General features: G+C 59.4%; 14 protein-coding genes and 1 tRNA gene. 6 read left to right on the top strand and 9 right to left on the bottom strand.

Features of this window, described 5'->3' with window-relative positions:
- Positions 1-19 precede the first annotated feature (19 nt).
- From dnaK to hrcA, 4 genes are all read right to left on the bottom strand, one after another.
- On the bottom strand, positions 20-1,933 hold the full coding sequence (dnaK, locus tag ACIY1O_RS15630) for a molecular chaperone DnaK (RefSeq protein ID WP_397476023.1): 1,914 nt from the start codon (positions 1,931-1,933) through the stop codon (positions 20-22).
- Between the two features lie 129 nt (positions 1,934-2,062).
- Positions 2,063-2,626 (bottom strand): nucleotide exchange factor GrpE, encoded by a 564-nt coding sequence (gene grpE / locus ACIY1O_RS15625; RefSeq protein ID WP_397476022.1) that lies wholly within the window; start codon positions 2,624-2,626, stop codon positions 2,063-2,065.
- A gap of 220 nt (positions 2,627-2,846) precedes the next feature.
- Complete coding sequence (gene hemH, locus ACIY1O_RS15620) at positions 2,847-3,932, bottom strand: ferrochelatase (RefSeq protein ID WP_397476021.1); 1,086 nt, start codon at positions 3,930-3,932, stop codon at positions 2,847-2,849.
- A 72-nt stretch (positions 3,933-4,004) separates the two neighbouring features.
- On the bottom strand, positions 4,005-5,015 hold the full coding sequence (gene hrcA, locus ACIY1O_RS15615) for a heat-inducible transcriptional repressor HrcA (protein ID WP_397476038.1): 1,011 nt from the start codon (positions 5,013-5,015) through the stop codon (positions 4,005-4,007).
- 114 nt (positions 5,016-5,129) lie between these two features.
- Between hrcA and ACIY1O_RS15610 the strand changes: the two genes are divergently transcribed.
- Both ACIY1O_RS15610 and recN read left to right on the top strand, forming a co-directional pair.
- Complete coding sequence (locus ACIY1O_RS15610; RefSeq protein ID WP_397476020.1) at positions 5,130-6,029, top strand: NAD kinase; 900 nt, start codon at positions 5,130-5,132, stop codon at positions 6,027-6,029.
- 4 nt (positions 6,030-6,033) lie between these two features.
- Entirely contained in the window at positions 6,034-7,677 is a 1,644-nt protein-coding gene (gene recN / locus ACIY1O_RS15605; RefSeq protein ID WP_397476019.1) for a DNA repair protein RecN, read from the top strand.
- 142 nt (positions 7,678-7,819) lie between these two features.
- Here recN and fur read toward each other — a convergent pair whose 3' ends face one another.
- Positions 7,820-8,248, bottom strand: a complete 429-nt coding sequence (gene fur, locus ACIY1O_RS15600) for a ferric iron uptake transcriptional regulator (protein WP_397476018.1) — start codon at positions 8,246-8,248, stop codon at positions 7,820-7,822.
- A gap of 152 nt (positions 8,249-8,400) precedes the next feature.
- On the opposite strand from fur, the gene ACIY1O_RS15595 reads away from it, so the two are divergent.
- Entirely contained in the window at positions 8,401-8,958 is a 558-nt protein-coding gene (locus tag ACIY1O_RS15595) for an outer membrane protein assembly factor BamE (protein WP_397476017.1), read from the top strand.
- 11 nt (positions 8,959-8,969) lie between these two features.
- Complete coding sequence (dapB, locus tag ACIY1O_RS15590) at positions 8,970-9,761, top strand: 4-hydroxy-tetrahydrodipicolinate reductase (RefSeq protein WP_397476016.1); 792 nt, start codon at positions 8,970-8,972, stop codon at positions 9,759-9,761.
- A gap of 33 nt (positions 9,762-9,794) precedes the next feature.
- Here dapB and murB read toward each other — a convergent pair whose 3' ends face one another.
- Positions 9,795-10,853, bottom strand: coding sequence for a UDP-N-acetylmuramate dehydrogenase (murB, locus tag ACIY1O_RS15585; RefSeq protein WP_397476037.1), 1,059 nt, complete (start codon positions 10,851-10,853; stop codon positions 9,795-9,797).
- Positions 10,854-11,158: 305 nt separating this feature from the next.
- On the opposite strand from murB, the gene ACIY1O_RS15580 reads away from it, so the two are divergent.
- Positions 11,159-11,234: transfer RNA gene (locus ACIY1O_RS15580), tRNA-Gly, on the top strand.
- Positions 11,235-11,453: 219 nt separating this feature from the next.
- On the opposite strand, the gene ACIY1O_RS15575 is transcribed toward ACIY1O_RS15580, so the two are convergent.
- Together ACIY1O_RS15575 and ACIY1O_RS15570 are read right to left on the bottom strand one after the other, a co-directional pair.
- Entirely contained in the window at positions 11,454-11,966 is a 513-nt protein-coding gene (locus ACIY1O_RS15575) for a DinB family protein (protein ID WP_397476015.1), read from the bottom strand.
- A gap of 297 nt (positions 11,967-12,263) precedes the next feature.
- Positions 12,264-13,331 carry an alkene reductase gene (locus ACIY1O_RS15570; protein WP_397476014.1) on the bottom strand — a complete coding sequence of 356 codons (1,068 nt, stop codon included), beginning with the start codon at positions 13,329-13,331 and terminating at the stop codon, positions 12,264-12,266.
- A gap of 100 nt (positions 13,332-13,431) precedes the next feature.
- Here ACIY1O_RS15570 and ACIY1O_RS15565 point away from each other — a divergent pair, with 100 nt between their 5' ends.
- Positions 13,432-14,358, top strand: a complete 927-nt coding sequence (locus ACIY1O_RS15565) for a LysR family transcriptional regulator (protein ID WP_397476013.1) — start codon at positions 13,432-13,434, stop codon at positions 14,356-14,358.
- Between the two features lie 2 nt (positions 14,359-14,360).
- On the opposite strand, the gene ACIY1O_RS15560 is transcribed toward ACIY1O_RS15565, so the two are convergent.
- Positions 14,361-15,121, bottom strand: a 761-nt coding sequence (locus ACIY1O_RS15560) for a CobW family GTP-binding protein (protein ID WP_397476012.1), incomplete at its 5' end; no start/stop codon positions are given.

Genomic DNA, 15,121 nt, shown 5'->3' with positions numbered 1-15,121 from the left:
GAACCGCTAGAACCGCTTATCAGTCGCGCTTGACTTCTTTGAAGTCGGCATCGACCACGTCCTCGTCGGCTGGCTTAGCTTCAGCTGCGCCTTCAGCGCCCTGCTGCGCCTGCATATCGGCGTACATCTTCTCGCCAAGCTTCTGCGAAGCCGTTGCCAGCGCCTCGACCTTGGCATCAATAGCCGCCTTGTCGCCCTCTTTAAGCGTCTCTTCAAGCTCTTTGACAGCGTTCTCAATGGCTTCCTTCTCGGCCGCCTCGAGCTTCTCGCCGTACTCTTCAAGCGACTTGCGCGTGGAGTGCACCAAGGCGTCGCCCTGGTTGCGTGCCTGGGCCAGCTCGGCAACGCGGTGATCGTCCTCGGCGTTGGCTTCGGCGTCTTTCACCATGCGTTCGATCTCTTCATCGGTCAGGCCCGAGTTGGCCTTAATGGTGATCTTGTTCTCTTTGCCTGTGCCCTTGTCCTTGGCGGAGACGTGCAAAATGCCGTTGGCGTCGATATCGAAAGTAACTTCGATTTGCGGCAGGCCGCGTGCGGCGGGCGGAATGCCTTCGAGGTTGAACTCGCCTAGCGCCTTGTTGCCCGCGGCGATTTCGCGCTCGCCCTGGAACACCTTGATGGTGACCGCAGGCTGGTTGTCATCAGCCGTAGAGAACACCTGCGAAAAACGGGTGGGAATGGTGGTGTTCTTGTGGATCATCTTGGTCATCACGCCGCCCAGCGTTTCGATACCCAGAGACAACGGGGTCACGTCAAGCAGGAGGACGTCTTTGCGATCGCCGGACAATACCGAACCCTGAATCGCCGCACCGGCTGCCACCGCCTCGTCGGGGTTGACGTCTTTGCGCGGCTCTTTGCCGAAGAATTCTTTGACCTTGTCTTGTACCTTGGGCATGCGGGTCATGCCGCCGACCAGGATGACGTCGTCGATCTCGCCGACCTTGATACCGGCATCTTTAATGGCCGTGCGGCACGGCTCGATCGTGCGCTCGATCAGTTCTTCGACCAAAGCTTCAAGCTTGGCGCGCGTGACCTTCAGGTTAAGGTGCTTGGGGCCGGAAGCATCCGCGGTAATGTAGGGCAGGTTGATCTCGGTCTGTTGCGCCGATGACAACTCGATCTTGGCCTTTTCGGCAGATTCCTTCAGGCGTTGCAGCGCCAATACATCCTTGGACAGGTCGACGCCGCTTTCTTTCTGAAACTCGTCGATGATGTATTCGATGATGCGCTGATCGAAATCTTCGCCGCCCAGGAAAGTATCGCCGTTGGTGGAAAGCACTTCGAACTGCTTCTCGCCGTCAACGTCGGCAATCTCGATGATGGAAACGTCAAATGTACCGCCGCCCAGGTCATAGACCGCGATCTTGCGGTCGCCCTTTTCGGCCTTGTCCATGCCGAAAGCCAACGCCGCCGCAGTGGGCTCGTTGATGATGCGCTTGACATCAAGGCCGGCAATACGGCCGGCGTCTTTGGTCGCCTGGCGCTGACTGTCGTTGAAGTACGCAGGCACCGTAATGACCGCCTCGGTGACCTCTTCGCCCAAGTAATCTTCGGCGGTTTTCTTCATCTTGCGCAGTACGTCGGCCGACACCTGAGGGGGCGCAAGCTGCTTGCCCTGCGCTTCGACCCAGGCGTCACCGTTGTCGGCCTTGATGATCTTGTACGGCATCAGCTCAATGTCTTTTTGCACGGCTTTTTCATCGAACTTGCGTCCGATCAGGCGCTTGACCGCGTACAAGGTGTTGGCGGGGTTGGTAACTGCCTGGCGCTTGGCGGCAGCGCCAACCAGAATCTCGCCGTCTTGCAGATAGGCCACGATGGAAGGCGTGGTGCGGGTGCCTTCGGCGTTCTCGATAATGCGAACCTTGCCGCCGTCAAGAACGGCTACACAACTATTGGTCGTGCCAAGGTCGATGCCAATGATTTTGCTCATAATCTATAAACCCTGAAAATGAAATCTGGAAATTTGAGTGGCGTGCTGTTTGGTTAATTCAAGCGGTATCTTCAATCAACCAGACAGCACACCGGGAATGCTTTCAATATTGGGACGTTCGCCCGGTTTTCAAGCCGCCTGGCCCGAAGAAACCACGACCAGCGAGGGACGCAGCACCCGCTCGGCGATGGTGTAGCCCTTTTGCAGCCGCTCTACCACACATCCCTCGGCGAATTCGGACGGCACAGTGGAAATAGCCTGATGCACATTGGGGTCGAATTTCTCTCCGGGTTCGGGCGCGACTTCTTTGAGCAGATTGCGCTCGAAGGCCGCGGTAAGCTGTCGCAGAGTCACTTCGACCCCTTCGCGCCAGGATTCTGTCGTCTGGTCGGATACAGCCAGCGCAGCCTCGAGGCTGTCGCGCACCGGCACCAGACTTTCGGCAAACGACTCCGTGCCGAACTTGCGCGCCTTGGCGACGTCTTCCTGGGCGCGGCGGCGCACATTCTCGACCTCGGCCTTGGCCCTTAACAACTCGTCATAATATTCCGCGACCTGTGCCTGGGCCTGCTCGAGAAGAGCGGCAAGATCTTCGTCGGATTCGGGCTGGCCGGTGTTTTCCTCGGACTGACCGGAAGCATCAACGGATTGATTTTCTTCATTGGGATCAAAGGGTTGATTCGGTGCCGACATAAACGGTTCTCCAATTGCTATAGATGCGATCAAAAGGAAATGGGGGCGGATGACCCCATTTCAAGACCAAGTTTGGGAAAGCGGGCGAAATACGGGTTTGTGCCGGGCGCCCCCGACGCACCTGCGATGTACTCGGGCGCCGAACGGCCCATCGCGAAAGCTCGCCTTCCAGCAATACTTGGTGCGCGCATGGCGCCGACACGGGGCCCTATACGTAGAGCTAGCGACCGAGGCTCGCGTCATCGCGAGCCCAGCCCTGCAGATGGCGCTCGATAATCGCGGCAAACCCGCGCCCCCATTGTTCTTCGCCATTGAGGCAGGGGATGAGGGCGAAGCGCTCACCGCCTTCGGCGACAAAGGCATCGCGGCATTGCATGTCAATCTCTTCCAGCGTTTCAAGGCAATCCGCCAGGAAGCCCGGACACATCACATCGACGTGCTTGATGCCTTGGCGCGCCCAGGCGCGCAAGGTGGGCTCGGTATAGGGTTCAAGCCATTTTTGCGCCCCGAAGCGGCTTTGAAACGCCACTTGGACCCGATCTTCCTGGTCGCCCAGCCTTCGGGCCAGGAGAACAGCCGTCTCCATGCAGTCGCGGCGGTAGGGATCACCCTTTTCGATCACGGCGCGCGGCAGACCGTGAAAGCTCAGCAGAAGCTTCTCGGGAGTTCCATGCTGTGCCCAATGCCGCTCGACCTGGGCAGCCAGGGCGTCGATATATTCGGGCTGAGCATGGAAACGCTTGATGAAACGCAGTTCGGGCTGGTCACGCAGCCGGGCCGCATAACGGCAGACCGCATCAATGGCGGTTGCGGTGGTGGACGCCGCGTATTGCGGATACATGGGCACAACCAGGATGCGCTCACAGCCCTGACGCCGCAGCGCCTCAATAACGTCGGGCAGCGCGGGCCGGCCGTAACGCATGCCCACCTGGACCCTAGCGTCGATACCCCGCGCGGCCAGCGCCCGGCCGACGGCCTCGCCCTGGGCCAGGCTCCACACCAACAGCGGAGAGCCGTCGTCGTGCCAGATTTCCTTGTAGCGCGGCGCAAGCTTGCGCGGCCGAAACGGCAAAATCGCACCCCTGAGTATGGGCTGCCACAACAACGGCGGCAGTTCGATGACACGGGGGTCGGACAAAAATTCGGCCAGGTAGCGCCTTATGGCCCCCGCTTCGGGGGCGTCGGGCGTTCCCAAATTGACCAGCAAGATTCCGATCGGGCCGGGCGGACGGGGCGCCGGTTGATCAGAAAATGCTTGCTCATCCACGGGCTCGGTCAGGTAGCGGGGCGAAAAAACGGCGGACATGGACTGCCAGGAAAAAGTGCATCGGCGCGCGAGGCGACCGACATGAAAGAGGAAGGCCCTTACGGGTGAGCCCTAAGATTGATTATGGCTAAGCGCATTGGACAACAGACGCGAGGTAATGTCGACAATGGGGATGACCCGCTCGTAGGCCATGCGGGTGGGCCCTATGACCCCAAGGGTGCCGACGACCTTGCCGTCCACCCCGTAGGGGGCGGTGATGACGGAGACGTCTTCCATCGGGACCAATTGCGAATCGCCTCCGATGTAAATTTGCACCCCCTGCGCCCGGCTGGAAACGTCCAGCAGTTGCAAAAGATCGGTCTTCTTTTCGAACAAGGCGAACATGCGGCGCAGGCGATCCATGTCCGATGCCAGCTCGGAGACCTCGAGCAATTTCCTTTCGCCGGAGATCACGACGGAATCGTCAGTGTCTTCGGTGGCAGTGCCCGCCTCGACGGCCGCCTGCATGAGACGGGAGATGTCGGCCTGAAGACTTGAAAGCTCGTCGGCGATGGCTACACGCACTTCGTCGAAGGACATGCCGGCGAAATGCTGATTGAAAAAATTGCTGGCCTCAAGCAGTTCTTGACTGAGGTAATCGCGCTGCACGAAAAGAATGCGGTTCTGTACGTCGCCGTCAGGCGTGACGATGATGAGCAACACCCTTTTGTCGGAAAGACGGATGAACTCTATCTGGCGAAACACCTGCGCGCGCTTGGGCGCCAGTACCACACCGGCGAACTGGCTGAGATTGGAAAGCAGGGCCGCGGCCGCGCTGATGGCGCGGCTTGGCTCGGCGGCCGGCAGCATCTCGAGTATGTCGCTGGGCTGCAACACCTCGAAACGCTGCACCGCCAGCAGCTTGTCGACAAACACACGGTAACCCCGCGGGGTGGGCACGCGCCCAGCCGACGTGTGCGGGCTGTGTATGAGCCCGAGCTCTTCGAGGTCGGCCATGACGTTGCGAATGGTGGCAGGCGAAAGATCGAACATTTTCGACAAAGTGCGCGAGCCGACTGGTTGCCCGTCGGCGATATAACGTTCAATCAGTGCCTTTAACAGCGCTTTGGCTCGATCATCCATAGACATAAATGCTTCGCATAGGGAACTACGTGTTTTCCACACGCAGCCAGGGCCACATGGGGAACTTATAATCACGTCTATCTTAACCAATACCAACAACAGAAGGCGTCGCCCATGCATTTTAAAACCGTCGCGCTTATCGGCAGATACCAGGACAGCGGGCTGGACGGGCCTTTGCGCGAACTGCGCAACACCCTGCGGGCGGCGGGCTGCCACGTGCTGATCGAGGCCGATACTGCGCGCAACACCGGCATCACCGACCTGCCCATCGCCGATTACCAACAAATCGGCGAAACAGCCGACCTGGCCGTGGTAATGGGCGGCGACGGCACCATGCTTGGCGCGGGGCGCCACCTGGCGCCTTACAAAGTGCCGCTCATCGGCATCAACCACGGCCGCCTGGGCTTCATCACCGACATCCCCCTGCAAGACGCGACCAACGCATTGGCCCACGTTATCGAAGGCAACTTCGAAATCGAAGAACGCCTTTTGCTCGAGGGGCGGGTCATGCGCGGAGAAGAAGTCATGTTCTCCGGCTTGGCCCTGAATGATGTGGTCATCAATCGCGCGGGGCGCGGGGGCATGATCGAGCTGCACATCGAGCTCGACGGCTCCTTCATGTACAACCAGCGGGCCGATGGCCTCATCATCTCTACTCCCACCGGCTCCACCGCTTATGCCCTATCAGCCAACGGGCCCATCCTGCACCCGCAGCTCAGCGCCATCGTGCTGGTGCCGGTCGCACCTCAAACCTTGTCCAATCGCCCCATCGTCATACCCGATAGCGGCCTGCTCAGCATGACCATCACCGCACTTGGCCGGGTCGAGTCTGGCGCCAGCGTACACTTCGACATGCAAAGCTGGTCCGAGTGCCAACCCGGCGACCGCATCGACGTGCGCCGGGCCAGCGACACGCTGCGGTTCATCCACCCTACGGGCTATAGTTTTTTCTCGACGCTGCGGCGCAAGCTTCATTGGAACCGCATGCCCCTGCATACCGACGACACCGAGTAAACCCATGTTGCGCAGCCTTCATATCCGCGATTTCGTCATCGTCGATCAGGCCGAAATCCAATTCGAGTCAGGTTTTACGGTGTTTTCCGGCGAAACCGGAGCAGGCAAGTCGATACTTATCGATGCGCTCTCGCTGGCTCTGGGCGCCCGCGGCGACGCAGCCTCAATTCGCCAGGGTGCAAGCCGCAGCGACGTCAGCGCGGTATTCGACGTTCCGGCCGAACTGCGCCAGGCGCTGCTCGAGCAAGACCTCGACCCCAACGATTCTTTGGTTCTGCGCCGGGTTATCGACGGCCAGGGCCGAAGCCGGGCCTACGTCAACGGCATACCGGCCACACTGACACAATTGCGCACCTTCGGCGAATCGCTCATCGACATTCATGGCCAGCATGCACATCAAAGCCTGACCCGACCGGCCAGCCAGCGCGACATGCTTGACGCCCAAGGCGGCCACCAGCCGCTGGCCCGCGAAACGCAACAAGCCTGGCAGCAATGGCAGCAGGCCGAGAAAACATTGCAGAAAGCCCGCGACAATCGCGAGGCCCTGCAAATAGAACGTGAACGGCTCGAGTGGCAGTTGGGCGAGCTGCACCGCCTCAGCCCGGGCAAAAACGAATGGGAAACGCTCACAGCCAGCCACAACCGCCTGGCCCACGCCCAAGCGCTGCTCGAAGGCGCCAACCAGGCGCTGGCCGCCCTTGAAGGCGACGAAGGCTCGGCGCAGCTTTATTTAAGCGCCGCGCTGCATCAGTTGCACCCTTTACTGCGCCACGACGCGCACCTGCAGGGCATTTGCGAAGCGCTTGAATCGGCACGCATCGCTTGCGGCGAGGCTGTGTCCGACCTTAACAGCTATCTTGACCGCCTCGAGCTTGATCCCGAATCGCTCGCCCAAGCCGAGCAGCGGATGTCAACATTGTTCGAGGCCGCGCGCCAGTTCAAGGTCGAGCCCGAATCCCTGCCCCAAGTGCAAGCAGAGCTCCAGGCTCAACTTGCCGAAACCGATGTCGCGGGCAATCTCGATGCCCTGGCCGAGCAAGCTCGGCAAGCCGAAGCCGCCTACCATCAAGCGGCGCGTCAGTTAAGCGCAGCCCGCAAAAAAGCCGCAAAGAAACTGTCGGCCCAAGTTACCGAAGCCATGCAGACCCTAGCCATGCAGGGCGGGCGTTTCGACATCGCCCTCGAACCCGCATCGCCATCGGCGCAAGGATGCGAAAGCATTGAGTTCCTGGTGGCGGGCCATGGCGGGGTTACGCCCCGCCCCTTGGCCAAAGTCGCTTCGGGCGGCGAATTGGCGCGGCTTTCCCTGGCGCTGTCGGTCATCGCCAGCCAGGCGGCGCGCGTACCCACCCTTATTTTCGACGAGGTCGACACCGGCGTGGGCGGCGCGGTTGCCGAAGTGGTCGGCAGGCTGCTGCGCGAATTGGGCGCACGCCATCAAGTGCTGTGCGTCACGCATCTACCCCAGGTGGCCGCCTGCGGCGATCACCACTACGAGGTCAGCAAGGCCACGCGCCAAGGCGCCACCTTGTCGAACATACAGCTGTTAAGCGCCGACGGCCGCATCGATGAAGTCGCCCGCATGCTGGGGGGCCTTAAAATTACCAACACCACCCGGCAGCATGCCCGCGAAATGCTGTCTCTATAGCCATAAAAGAAGCCACGCACAAAAAAATCGCGCCCCACAAGCAGGCTGGCGATCCTGCTTGTGGGGCGCGATTGGTCACAGCGATCCGTAAAGTGCGAGGCCGGCGACTAGCGACGGCCCTCGAACCAACAAAAGCGGCGGATTACGCGGCCCTGCCTTTAGGGGTGCAATCAGGACAAATACCATATAACAGCATGGTATGGCTCTCTAGTGCGAAGCCGTGGTCCTTGGCAATTTTATGCTGGCGCTTTTCGATGTCGGGGTCGGAAAACTCGACCACCTTGCCGCAATTGGTGCAGATGAGGTGATCATGGTGGTCGCCGTCGTTTAGCTCGAATACGGCTTTGCCGCCGTCGAACTGGCTGCGCACAAGAATGCCGGCCTGTTCGAATTGAGTCAGGACACGATATACGGTCGCCAGACCGATATCGACGTCTTCGTTGATTAAGGCTCGATATACATCTTCCGCGCTTAGATGCCGCTCTTCGGCTTTCCGAAAAATATCAAGAATCTTGAGGCGGGGGAAGGTCGCCTTCAAGCCCATATTCTTCAATTCATTCTGGTCGTTCATAGATAAAATAGCTCTGGCAGAAAATCAAGGTTGACCAGGCTGAAAGCCTGGCTCGGACAGATGCTGTGACGCGTTTGTTGTTATGCCTTTATGATAACGGTTTTACTCGAGTTGAATAACAGGGGCGCTTCGTGCTGACGACTGCAAAACCATTGGCTTTAAACTTGCGCAACAGTGTGGCTGTCTGCGTTTTGGCGTTAGTCTTGTCTGCGTGCGGCAGCACTAAATGGGGTTTCCCCTATCGGGCTGATGTCCAGCAGGGTAATTGGGTTACGGCCGAACAGGTGGCCAGGCTCGAGCAGGGCATGACGCGAGAGCAGGTGCGCTATGTGCTGGGTACACCTACGCTACAGGACATTTTCCACGCCAACCGTTGGGACTATCCCTACTATAACAAACCGGGCTACGGCGACCCCGAGGCGCGTCACTTCACAGTTTGGTTTGAAAACGACCTGCTCGTGCGCTGGGAAGGCGATGAGCAACCCAGTTATCAACCTTTCCAGACGCCGGAAAATGAATCCACCCCTACCGCCCCCGATGCCGAGCGCACAGACGCGCCCGCAAGCGGCGACAAGCGCCTGACGTCGCCGGAAGAAGCCGAAAACGCGACTGCCGCCCAAGAAACTCGTGCCATGCCCATTGGGCTGGAGACCCCTTCGGTGCTCCAAAGCAGCTCACCCAACGAGCCCGACTCACAACCGTTACGCTAAGGATACACACCATGCGCATAGCAATAGCAGGCGCCGATGGCCGCATGGGCCGCATGCTTATCGAAGCCGTTCTGGAAACCGACGACCTGACGCTTTCCGTAGCGCTTGACCGCCCTGGCTCGACCTGCCTGGGGCAAGACGCCGGCGCTTTTCTGGGGCGCGAAACAGGCGTCCTGGTCACTGACAACCTGGAGGCACTTGAAAATGCCGATTGCCTCATAGACTTTACCCAGCCCGAAGGCACGCTCAACCATTTACAGGTTTGCGCCGGCCTGGGCGTCAAATGCGTCATAGGCACGACCGGCTTCGACGAAACGGGCAAACAGGCCATACAAGCTGCCGCACAAAAAACCGGCATCGTCTTCGCGCCCAACATGAGCATTGGCGTCAATGCCACTTTCAAATTGCTCGACGTGGCCGCCAAGCTGCTTAACAGCGGCTACGACGTCGAGGTGTTCGAAGCCCACCATCGCCACAAGGTTGATGCTCCTTCGGGCACCGCATTGGCCATGGGCGAGACGGTGGCCAATGCCTGGGGCCGCAAACTCGACGACATCGCCGACTGGGCGCGCCATGGCCATACCGGCGCACGCGAAAACGGCCGCATAGGGTTCTCTGTGGTGCGCGGCGGCGACATCGTGGGCGACCATACGGTCTATTTTTGCGGCGATGGCGAGCGCATCGAGATCACCCACCGTTCCGGCAGCCGCGCCACCTATGCCCAAGGCAGCTTGCGCGCCGCCCGCTATCTGGCGCGCAAGGAATATGGGCTTTTCGACATGCAGGACGTATTGTCCGCTTGACACGCGAACCGGGCTTGCCTGCACTTGCGCTCATCACGAGACGCTAACGGGTTCTTGTTCCAAAGTCGCACCAAAACGCCTTGCCACATCGGCCTTCACCGCTTCGGCCAATCGCTTGATGTCGCCCGCCGTGGCGCCGCCATGGTTGACCAGAACCAGCGCCTGGCGGTGGTGCACCCCCGCCGGACCAAGGCGCCGCCCCTTCCATCCCGCCCGCTCGATCAGCCATCCCGCCGCGAGCTTGTAGGCGCCATTTTCCAGCGGATAGGCAACCACACCAGGCTCCATCGACCGAATGCGCTCATACACCGAGGCATCGACAATGGGGTTCTTGAAGAAGCTGCCCGCGTTGCCCAGCACTGCAGGGTCGGGCAACTTGCTGCGGCGGATATCGCATACCGCCTCGAACACCTGCCTGGCTGTGGGTGCGGCCGTGCCGGCGGGCACCGGCTCCGCCGCCGCTGTGCAAGCCGGCGGCTTGGCCGTTGCATTGACAGTTCCGGATGACGAGACGGACGCCGGCATCAGTGACGGATGCCCCGCCAACGCCGGGTAATCGAGCACTGGCCGCCACTGGCGAGACAGCCGCAGCCTCACCGCCACGATGAGCCAATCGCCGGCTTGCGCACGCTTGAACACGCTGTCGCGATAAGCAAAGCCGCAATCTTGCGGCCCCATTTCCACCATGCATCCACGGCGAAGATTCCAGGCCAGCAGGCTGTGAAAGCGCTGATCCAGCTCGACGCCGTAGGCGCCGATGTTCTGCACCGGCGCCGCCCCCACCGTGCCCGGAATCAGCGCCAGATTCTCCAGCCCATGCCAGCCCTGGTCGACGCAGTGCAAGACGAACTCATGCCAGTTCTCGCCCGCTTGCGCCTCGACCACGACTTCATCCTCGCCGTCGGACAACAGCCTTACACCCCGGGTCTCGACCTTGATCACCAAACCGGATATGCGAGGCTGCAGAATGACGTTGCTGCCGCCGCCCAGGACAAACGCCCTGCCGTACCTGGCCACAAGCCCGGAAAGCTCATCCAGCCGCCCTGCTTCCCCATAACGCACAAGCGCCGCCGCCCGGCTGGGCAGGCCCATGGTGTTGAAAAAGGACAAGTTCTCGTCGATGGTTGGAGACAGCACGATGGGCTTCTGTTGCAATGTGTGGAAAGCCCGATCATAAACGACGAAGGCACAGCGCCGAAACACAACGGTTCCACCCGCGCCCGTGGGCCACCCAGCCCCCCGAACGGCTTAAAAGCCACTTGCCACACATGCACGAATAAAATTATGGTATAGTCTTGTTCTTTCGCGAGAGCGAGAAAAAAGACCACCAAAAATTCCACAAACAGTTGAATTTGCGGCAGTCAAAAAAGCAAGATATAATCTTTTGCTTACCAAATGCGGGAATAGCTCAGTTGGTAGAGCGCAACCTTGCCAAGGTTGAGGTCGCCGGTTCGAGACCGGTTTCCCGCTCCAGATTTTTGTCTATGGACATCCACCAATGTCCATGGATGATTGAAAAAAGGCCGAAAACTTTGTTTTTCGGCCTTTTTTTCGTCCAGCGACTTCTACTGTTTTCTGCCTACAGCCACGCGCGGCTTGGGCTTCCAGGCGATCCAAGATGCCGAAATTGATCGCTGGAACGTAGCCGGAGCAAGCAAATATAGAAAGCGCCAGATAGTGGCCGCCTTGGGGTCATGGCGTCGGATTTCCTGCCTCGCAGAGAAAGACACATAGATCAGTCTCGGGCGGTGCCATACCGACATCGAAAAACATCTGGCTAACCCAGCCGCGATGATAGGTCTTGTGATTGACAATATGGAGGAACATGCCTCCTCGGGTCATTTCGCCGGCTTTGCCACTGATGAAGTTGAACTTCAGACTTTCCGCGAGGCTTTCAGGATTCTGGGCCTTGGCCCAGTTGATGTACCACTGGTTGATCCCCGACTGCTCCTTCACCAGCGCACCGAAATCCGGATGCAGCACATCGCGGCGGCTCGAAAAACCGTGCTTTTCGCCTAACAGGTGCGCCCGCCAGATCAAGTCCACCTGGTAATTGTGATTGAGCGCGCCCATCATTGATCCGAACAGCGTTTTACGTGTCTGATGCGCCGCTCCCTCCGGCAACTGCTCCATGGCATTGAACAGAACCTGGTCAGCCCAATTGCTGTACTGGGCGAGCATCACGGCGGTCTCTTTCGTCATCATGGCGTTAAAAATTTTCCGGCTGGGTTGTGCGACCAAAGCGAAACACTGGATCATGTACTCTAGACTGCATGAGATTGCTTCGTGCTTTCAAAGGCTCGAGACATATTATTAAAAGCATTCTAGCTTGAGCAGTTTTGACCAGTGGCGATCAAGTGCGAATAGCAGCAAGCGGTGTTGTACAACACCGCTTAATAGCTGTCGGCCCGCTGCTTTCTCCAGCGGTCGCATGTGTAGCGATAGATCTCGTCGAGCCGCACCGAAAGCCGCCGGTCGTCATCACGTCCGATCCCTGCTCCCTTAACCCGCGGTTGTACCGTTCAAAAACGGATAGTCAGTGTAGCCTCGGGCGCCCGGCGAATAGAAGGTGTTCTTGTCCGGGGCGTTAAGTGCCGCGCCTTGGCGGAATCGCTCGGGCAGATCAGGATTGGCCAGGAAGGTACCGCCAAACACTGCGGCATCGGCGCGGCCATCGGCCAGAATGGCTTCGGCGCGTGCCTGATCCAGGCCGCCGCCCGCCAAGTACGCGCCGTTAAAACGGGGGCGCAACAGGGCGTGGTAATCGACGCTGACGCCAAACAGGGCCACGTGCAGATAGGCTAGATTGAAGTCCCGCAACTGCTCGACCAGATGGGTGTAGGTGTCCTGGGGAGCAGCATCGGTGATGCTGTTGAAGTTCATCTCGGGAGAAATCTTGATGCCGACACGGTCGGCCCCAGCCTGCGCCACCATTGCGGTCAGCACTTCCAGCACGAAGCGGGCGCGATTTTCGACAGAGCCGCCATATTGATCCTGACGCTGGTTGCTGCCCGACGACAGGAACTGTTCGGGCAGGTAGCCCGAGGCGGCATGAAGTTCAACACCATCGAAGCCGGCCTCGAGGGCGCGGCGCGTGGCCTGGGCGTAGTCATCAACAACACCCGCAATTTCAGTCACACTCAGCTCGCGCGGCGTGACGTAATCCACCTGGCCAACCGGCGTCCACGCCTGGCCTTCCGGCCTGATCGCCGACGGCGCCACGGGCGTTTGCCCGTCAATCAGCGAGGGGTGCGAGATGCGGCCACAATGCATTAGTTGCAGGAAGATGCGACCGCCCTTGGCATGAACCGCCTCTACGACTTTTTTCCAGCCGGCCACCTGGGCATCGGTTTCAATACCGGGCGTGCGTACATATCCCTTGCCCAGCGCCACTGGAAAGGTGCCTTCGGTGATGATCAAACCGGCACTTGCCCGCTGAGCATAGTATTGGGCGACCAAGTCGCCGGGAACACCATAATCGTCCGAGCGCGAGCGGGTCATCGGCGCCATGACCAGGCGATTGGGCAAAGCATGGCGGCCGATTTGAATGGAGGTAAATAACGGGTTCATGTGTCTTCCTTGATGAGCTATGTGGACATCATCCGCCGTCGCCCACTTGAGATAAAGGGGCTAAAATCGAAATCATTGATCCACTGGTGGAGCAGTAGCTATGGAATTGCTGAACGACATGGCGTTATTTGTTGATGTGGTCAAGGCAGGGGGTTTTCGTCGCGCGGCTGAAGCCGTCGGCATGCCCAACTCCACTGTCTCGCGCCGCATCAGCGGCCTGGAAAAAGCCATTGGCCTGCGTCTGCTTCACCGAACCACACGCAAGATCGATCTGACGGAGGCCGGCCAGATTTATTTCGAGCGGTGCAAACGCATTGTCGATGAGGCCAGGCTGGCCCATGAGCAACTGGGAGAAATTCTCGCTCAGCCCAGTGGCGTGTTGAAAGCGTCGCTCCCGGTGGAGTTCGCCAATATTTATCTGGCGCCGCTACTTACCGAGTTCGCCCGCCAGTATCCGGGCATCACCTTCGACTTGAACCTGACGCCTCGTCTGGTGGATTTAGTGTCCGAGCCTTTCGATGTGGCCATCCGCATGGGCAAGGCGCCGAACTCGCAGTTGATTGCGCGGCACTTGGCAAATTTGCCATGTTATCTCTATGCCTCGCCGCGCTACCTTGAGGAATTTGGCGAACCGAATCATCCAAACGACTTGGCGCGGCACGAATGCATTGCCTTCACCACGGCAAAGGCCAATACATGGACGCTGCACAAGGCGGAAGAAACGGTGGACATCACCGTAGGCGGGCGATTCCAAGTCAACAGCGTGGGCTTGATCCAGCGGCTGGCTACGCTCGACCAGGGAATCGCCATGCTGTCTGCGGAAATTGTTGCCGAAGACCTGGCCCACGGGCGCCTGCATCGCATCCTTCCTGGTTGGGAAGGGCCGCCAACGCCAGTCTATGCCATGACGGAAACACGTCTGTTGCCTGCCAAGACGCGTCGTTTCGTTGAGTTCTTGCGTGAACGGCTTAGTGCAGATACAAGGATACGTTCCAGCACAACCACAGGATTTGCGCCTCCCTTATAAATTCAATCGTACGCGGAAACCGGTTGAAGCTCGCAAGCCCGCAAAGCGTCCGTGATCAGTTGGTGGTCTAGCCGCTGGCCAATAAAAACCAGAACGGTTTGCCTGGGCTCGTAGGGCCGCCACATCACGCCGCCGCCGATTTGTATCAGGCCCTGCACCCCTTGCAAGACCAAACGGCTGCGGTGGCCCGCAGCGTGGATGACTCCTTTGCAACGCCACAAGCGCTTATCGTAGTGCGCTATCAAGCCATCAAGAACAACATTGAGGCGCGCCAGATCGAGCGGCGCGTCTGACAGAAAAACACAACTCTTTACATCATCAGTGTGCTGCCCCAGGCCACCGAGCTGGCGCATTCGCCCGTCGGCTCTGGTGAAGAGGCCGCCTTGACGGGCTCGCCGCACTTCCTCAGGGGGGATGTAATCGACGGCAAAGCCACGGACCTGAAAAATATGCCCGAATAGTTCTTGCATTTCGACCGTGTGCAAATCGCAAGCGATCAATGGCGCACGAGGATTGAGCCGGCCCAACAGGGCATCCAGTTCGCCGGGGGGCCGATCAGCAACCAGATCCTGCTTTGAAATCACGATACGGTCAGCGTAGCTGACCTGCGCGCGAAACTCCAAACGCTCGAACTGTTCTTCTGCGTGCGCGGCATCCACGACCGTCACGATTCCATCAAGATGAAAAACACTTTCGATCGCGGTCTCAGCCAGAAAGGTCTGAATAATCGGCCCCGGGTCGGCCAGACCGGTTGTTTCGATCA

This window comes from Pusillimonas sp. (genome assembly GCF_044464525.1).
Taxonomy (GTDB): domain Bacteria; phylum Pseudomonadota; class Gammaproteobacteria; order Burkholderiales; family Burkholderiaceae_B; genus Pusillimonas.
The sequence above is the reverse complement of the archived record's forward strand: the minus strand, read 5'-3'. Positions and strand labels throughout refer to the sequence as shown.

Bases quoted from the DNA above. Each gene is read 5' to 3' on its own strand.
- dnaK (WP_397476023.1), bottom strand. From the start codon at position 1,933: ATGAGCAAAATCATTGGCATCGACCTTGGCACGACCAATAGTTGTGTA.
- grpE (WP_397476022.1), bottom strand. From the start codon at position 2,626: ATGTCGGCACCGAATCAACCCTTTGATCCCAATGAAGAAAATCAATCC.
- hemH (WP_397476021.1), bottom strand. From the start codon at position 3,932: ATGTCCGCCGTTTTTTCGCCCCGCTACCTGACCGAGCCCGTGGATGAG.
- hrcA (WP_397476038.1), bottom strand. From the start codon at position 5,015: ATGGATGATCGAGCCAAAGCGCTGTTAAAGGCACTGATTGAACGTTAT.
- ACIY1O_RS15610 (WP_397476020.1), top strand. From the start codon at position 5,130: ATGCATTTTAAAACCGTCGCGCTTATCGGCAGATACCAGGACAGCGGG.
- recN (WP_397476019.1), top strand. From the start codon at position 6,034: ATGTTGCGCAGCCTTCATATCCGCGATTTCGTCATCGTCGATCAGGCC.
- fur (WP_397476018.1), bottom strand. From the start codon at position 8,248: ATGAACGACCAGAATGAATTGAAGAATATGGGCTTGAAGGCGACCTTC.
- dapB (WP_397476016.1), top strand. From the start codon at position 8,970: ATGCGCATAGCAATAGCAGGCGCCGATGGCCGCATGGGCCGCATGCTT.
- murB (WP_397476037.1), bottom strand. From the start codon at position 10,853: ATGGGCCTGCCCAGCCGGGCGGCGGCGCTTGTGCGTTATGGGGAAGCA.
- ACIY1O_RS15575 (WP_397476015.1), bottom strand. From the start codon at position 11,966: ATGATGACGAAAGAGACCGCCGTGATGCTCGCCCAGTACAGCAATTGG.
- ACIY1O_RS15570 (WP_397476014.1), bottom strand. From the start codon at position 13,331: ATGAACCCGTTATTTACCTCCATTCAAATCGGCCGCCATGCTTTGCCC.
- ACIY1O_RS15565 (WP_397476013.1), top strand. From the start codon at position 13,432: ATGGAATTGCTGAACGACATGGCGTTATTTGTTGATGTGGTCAAGGCA.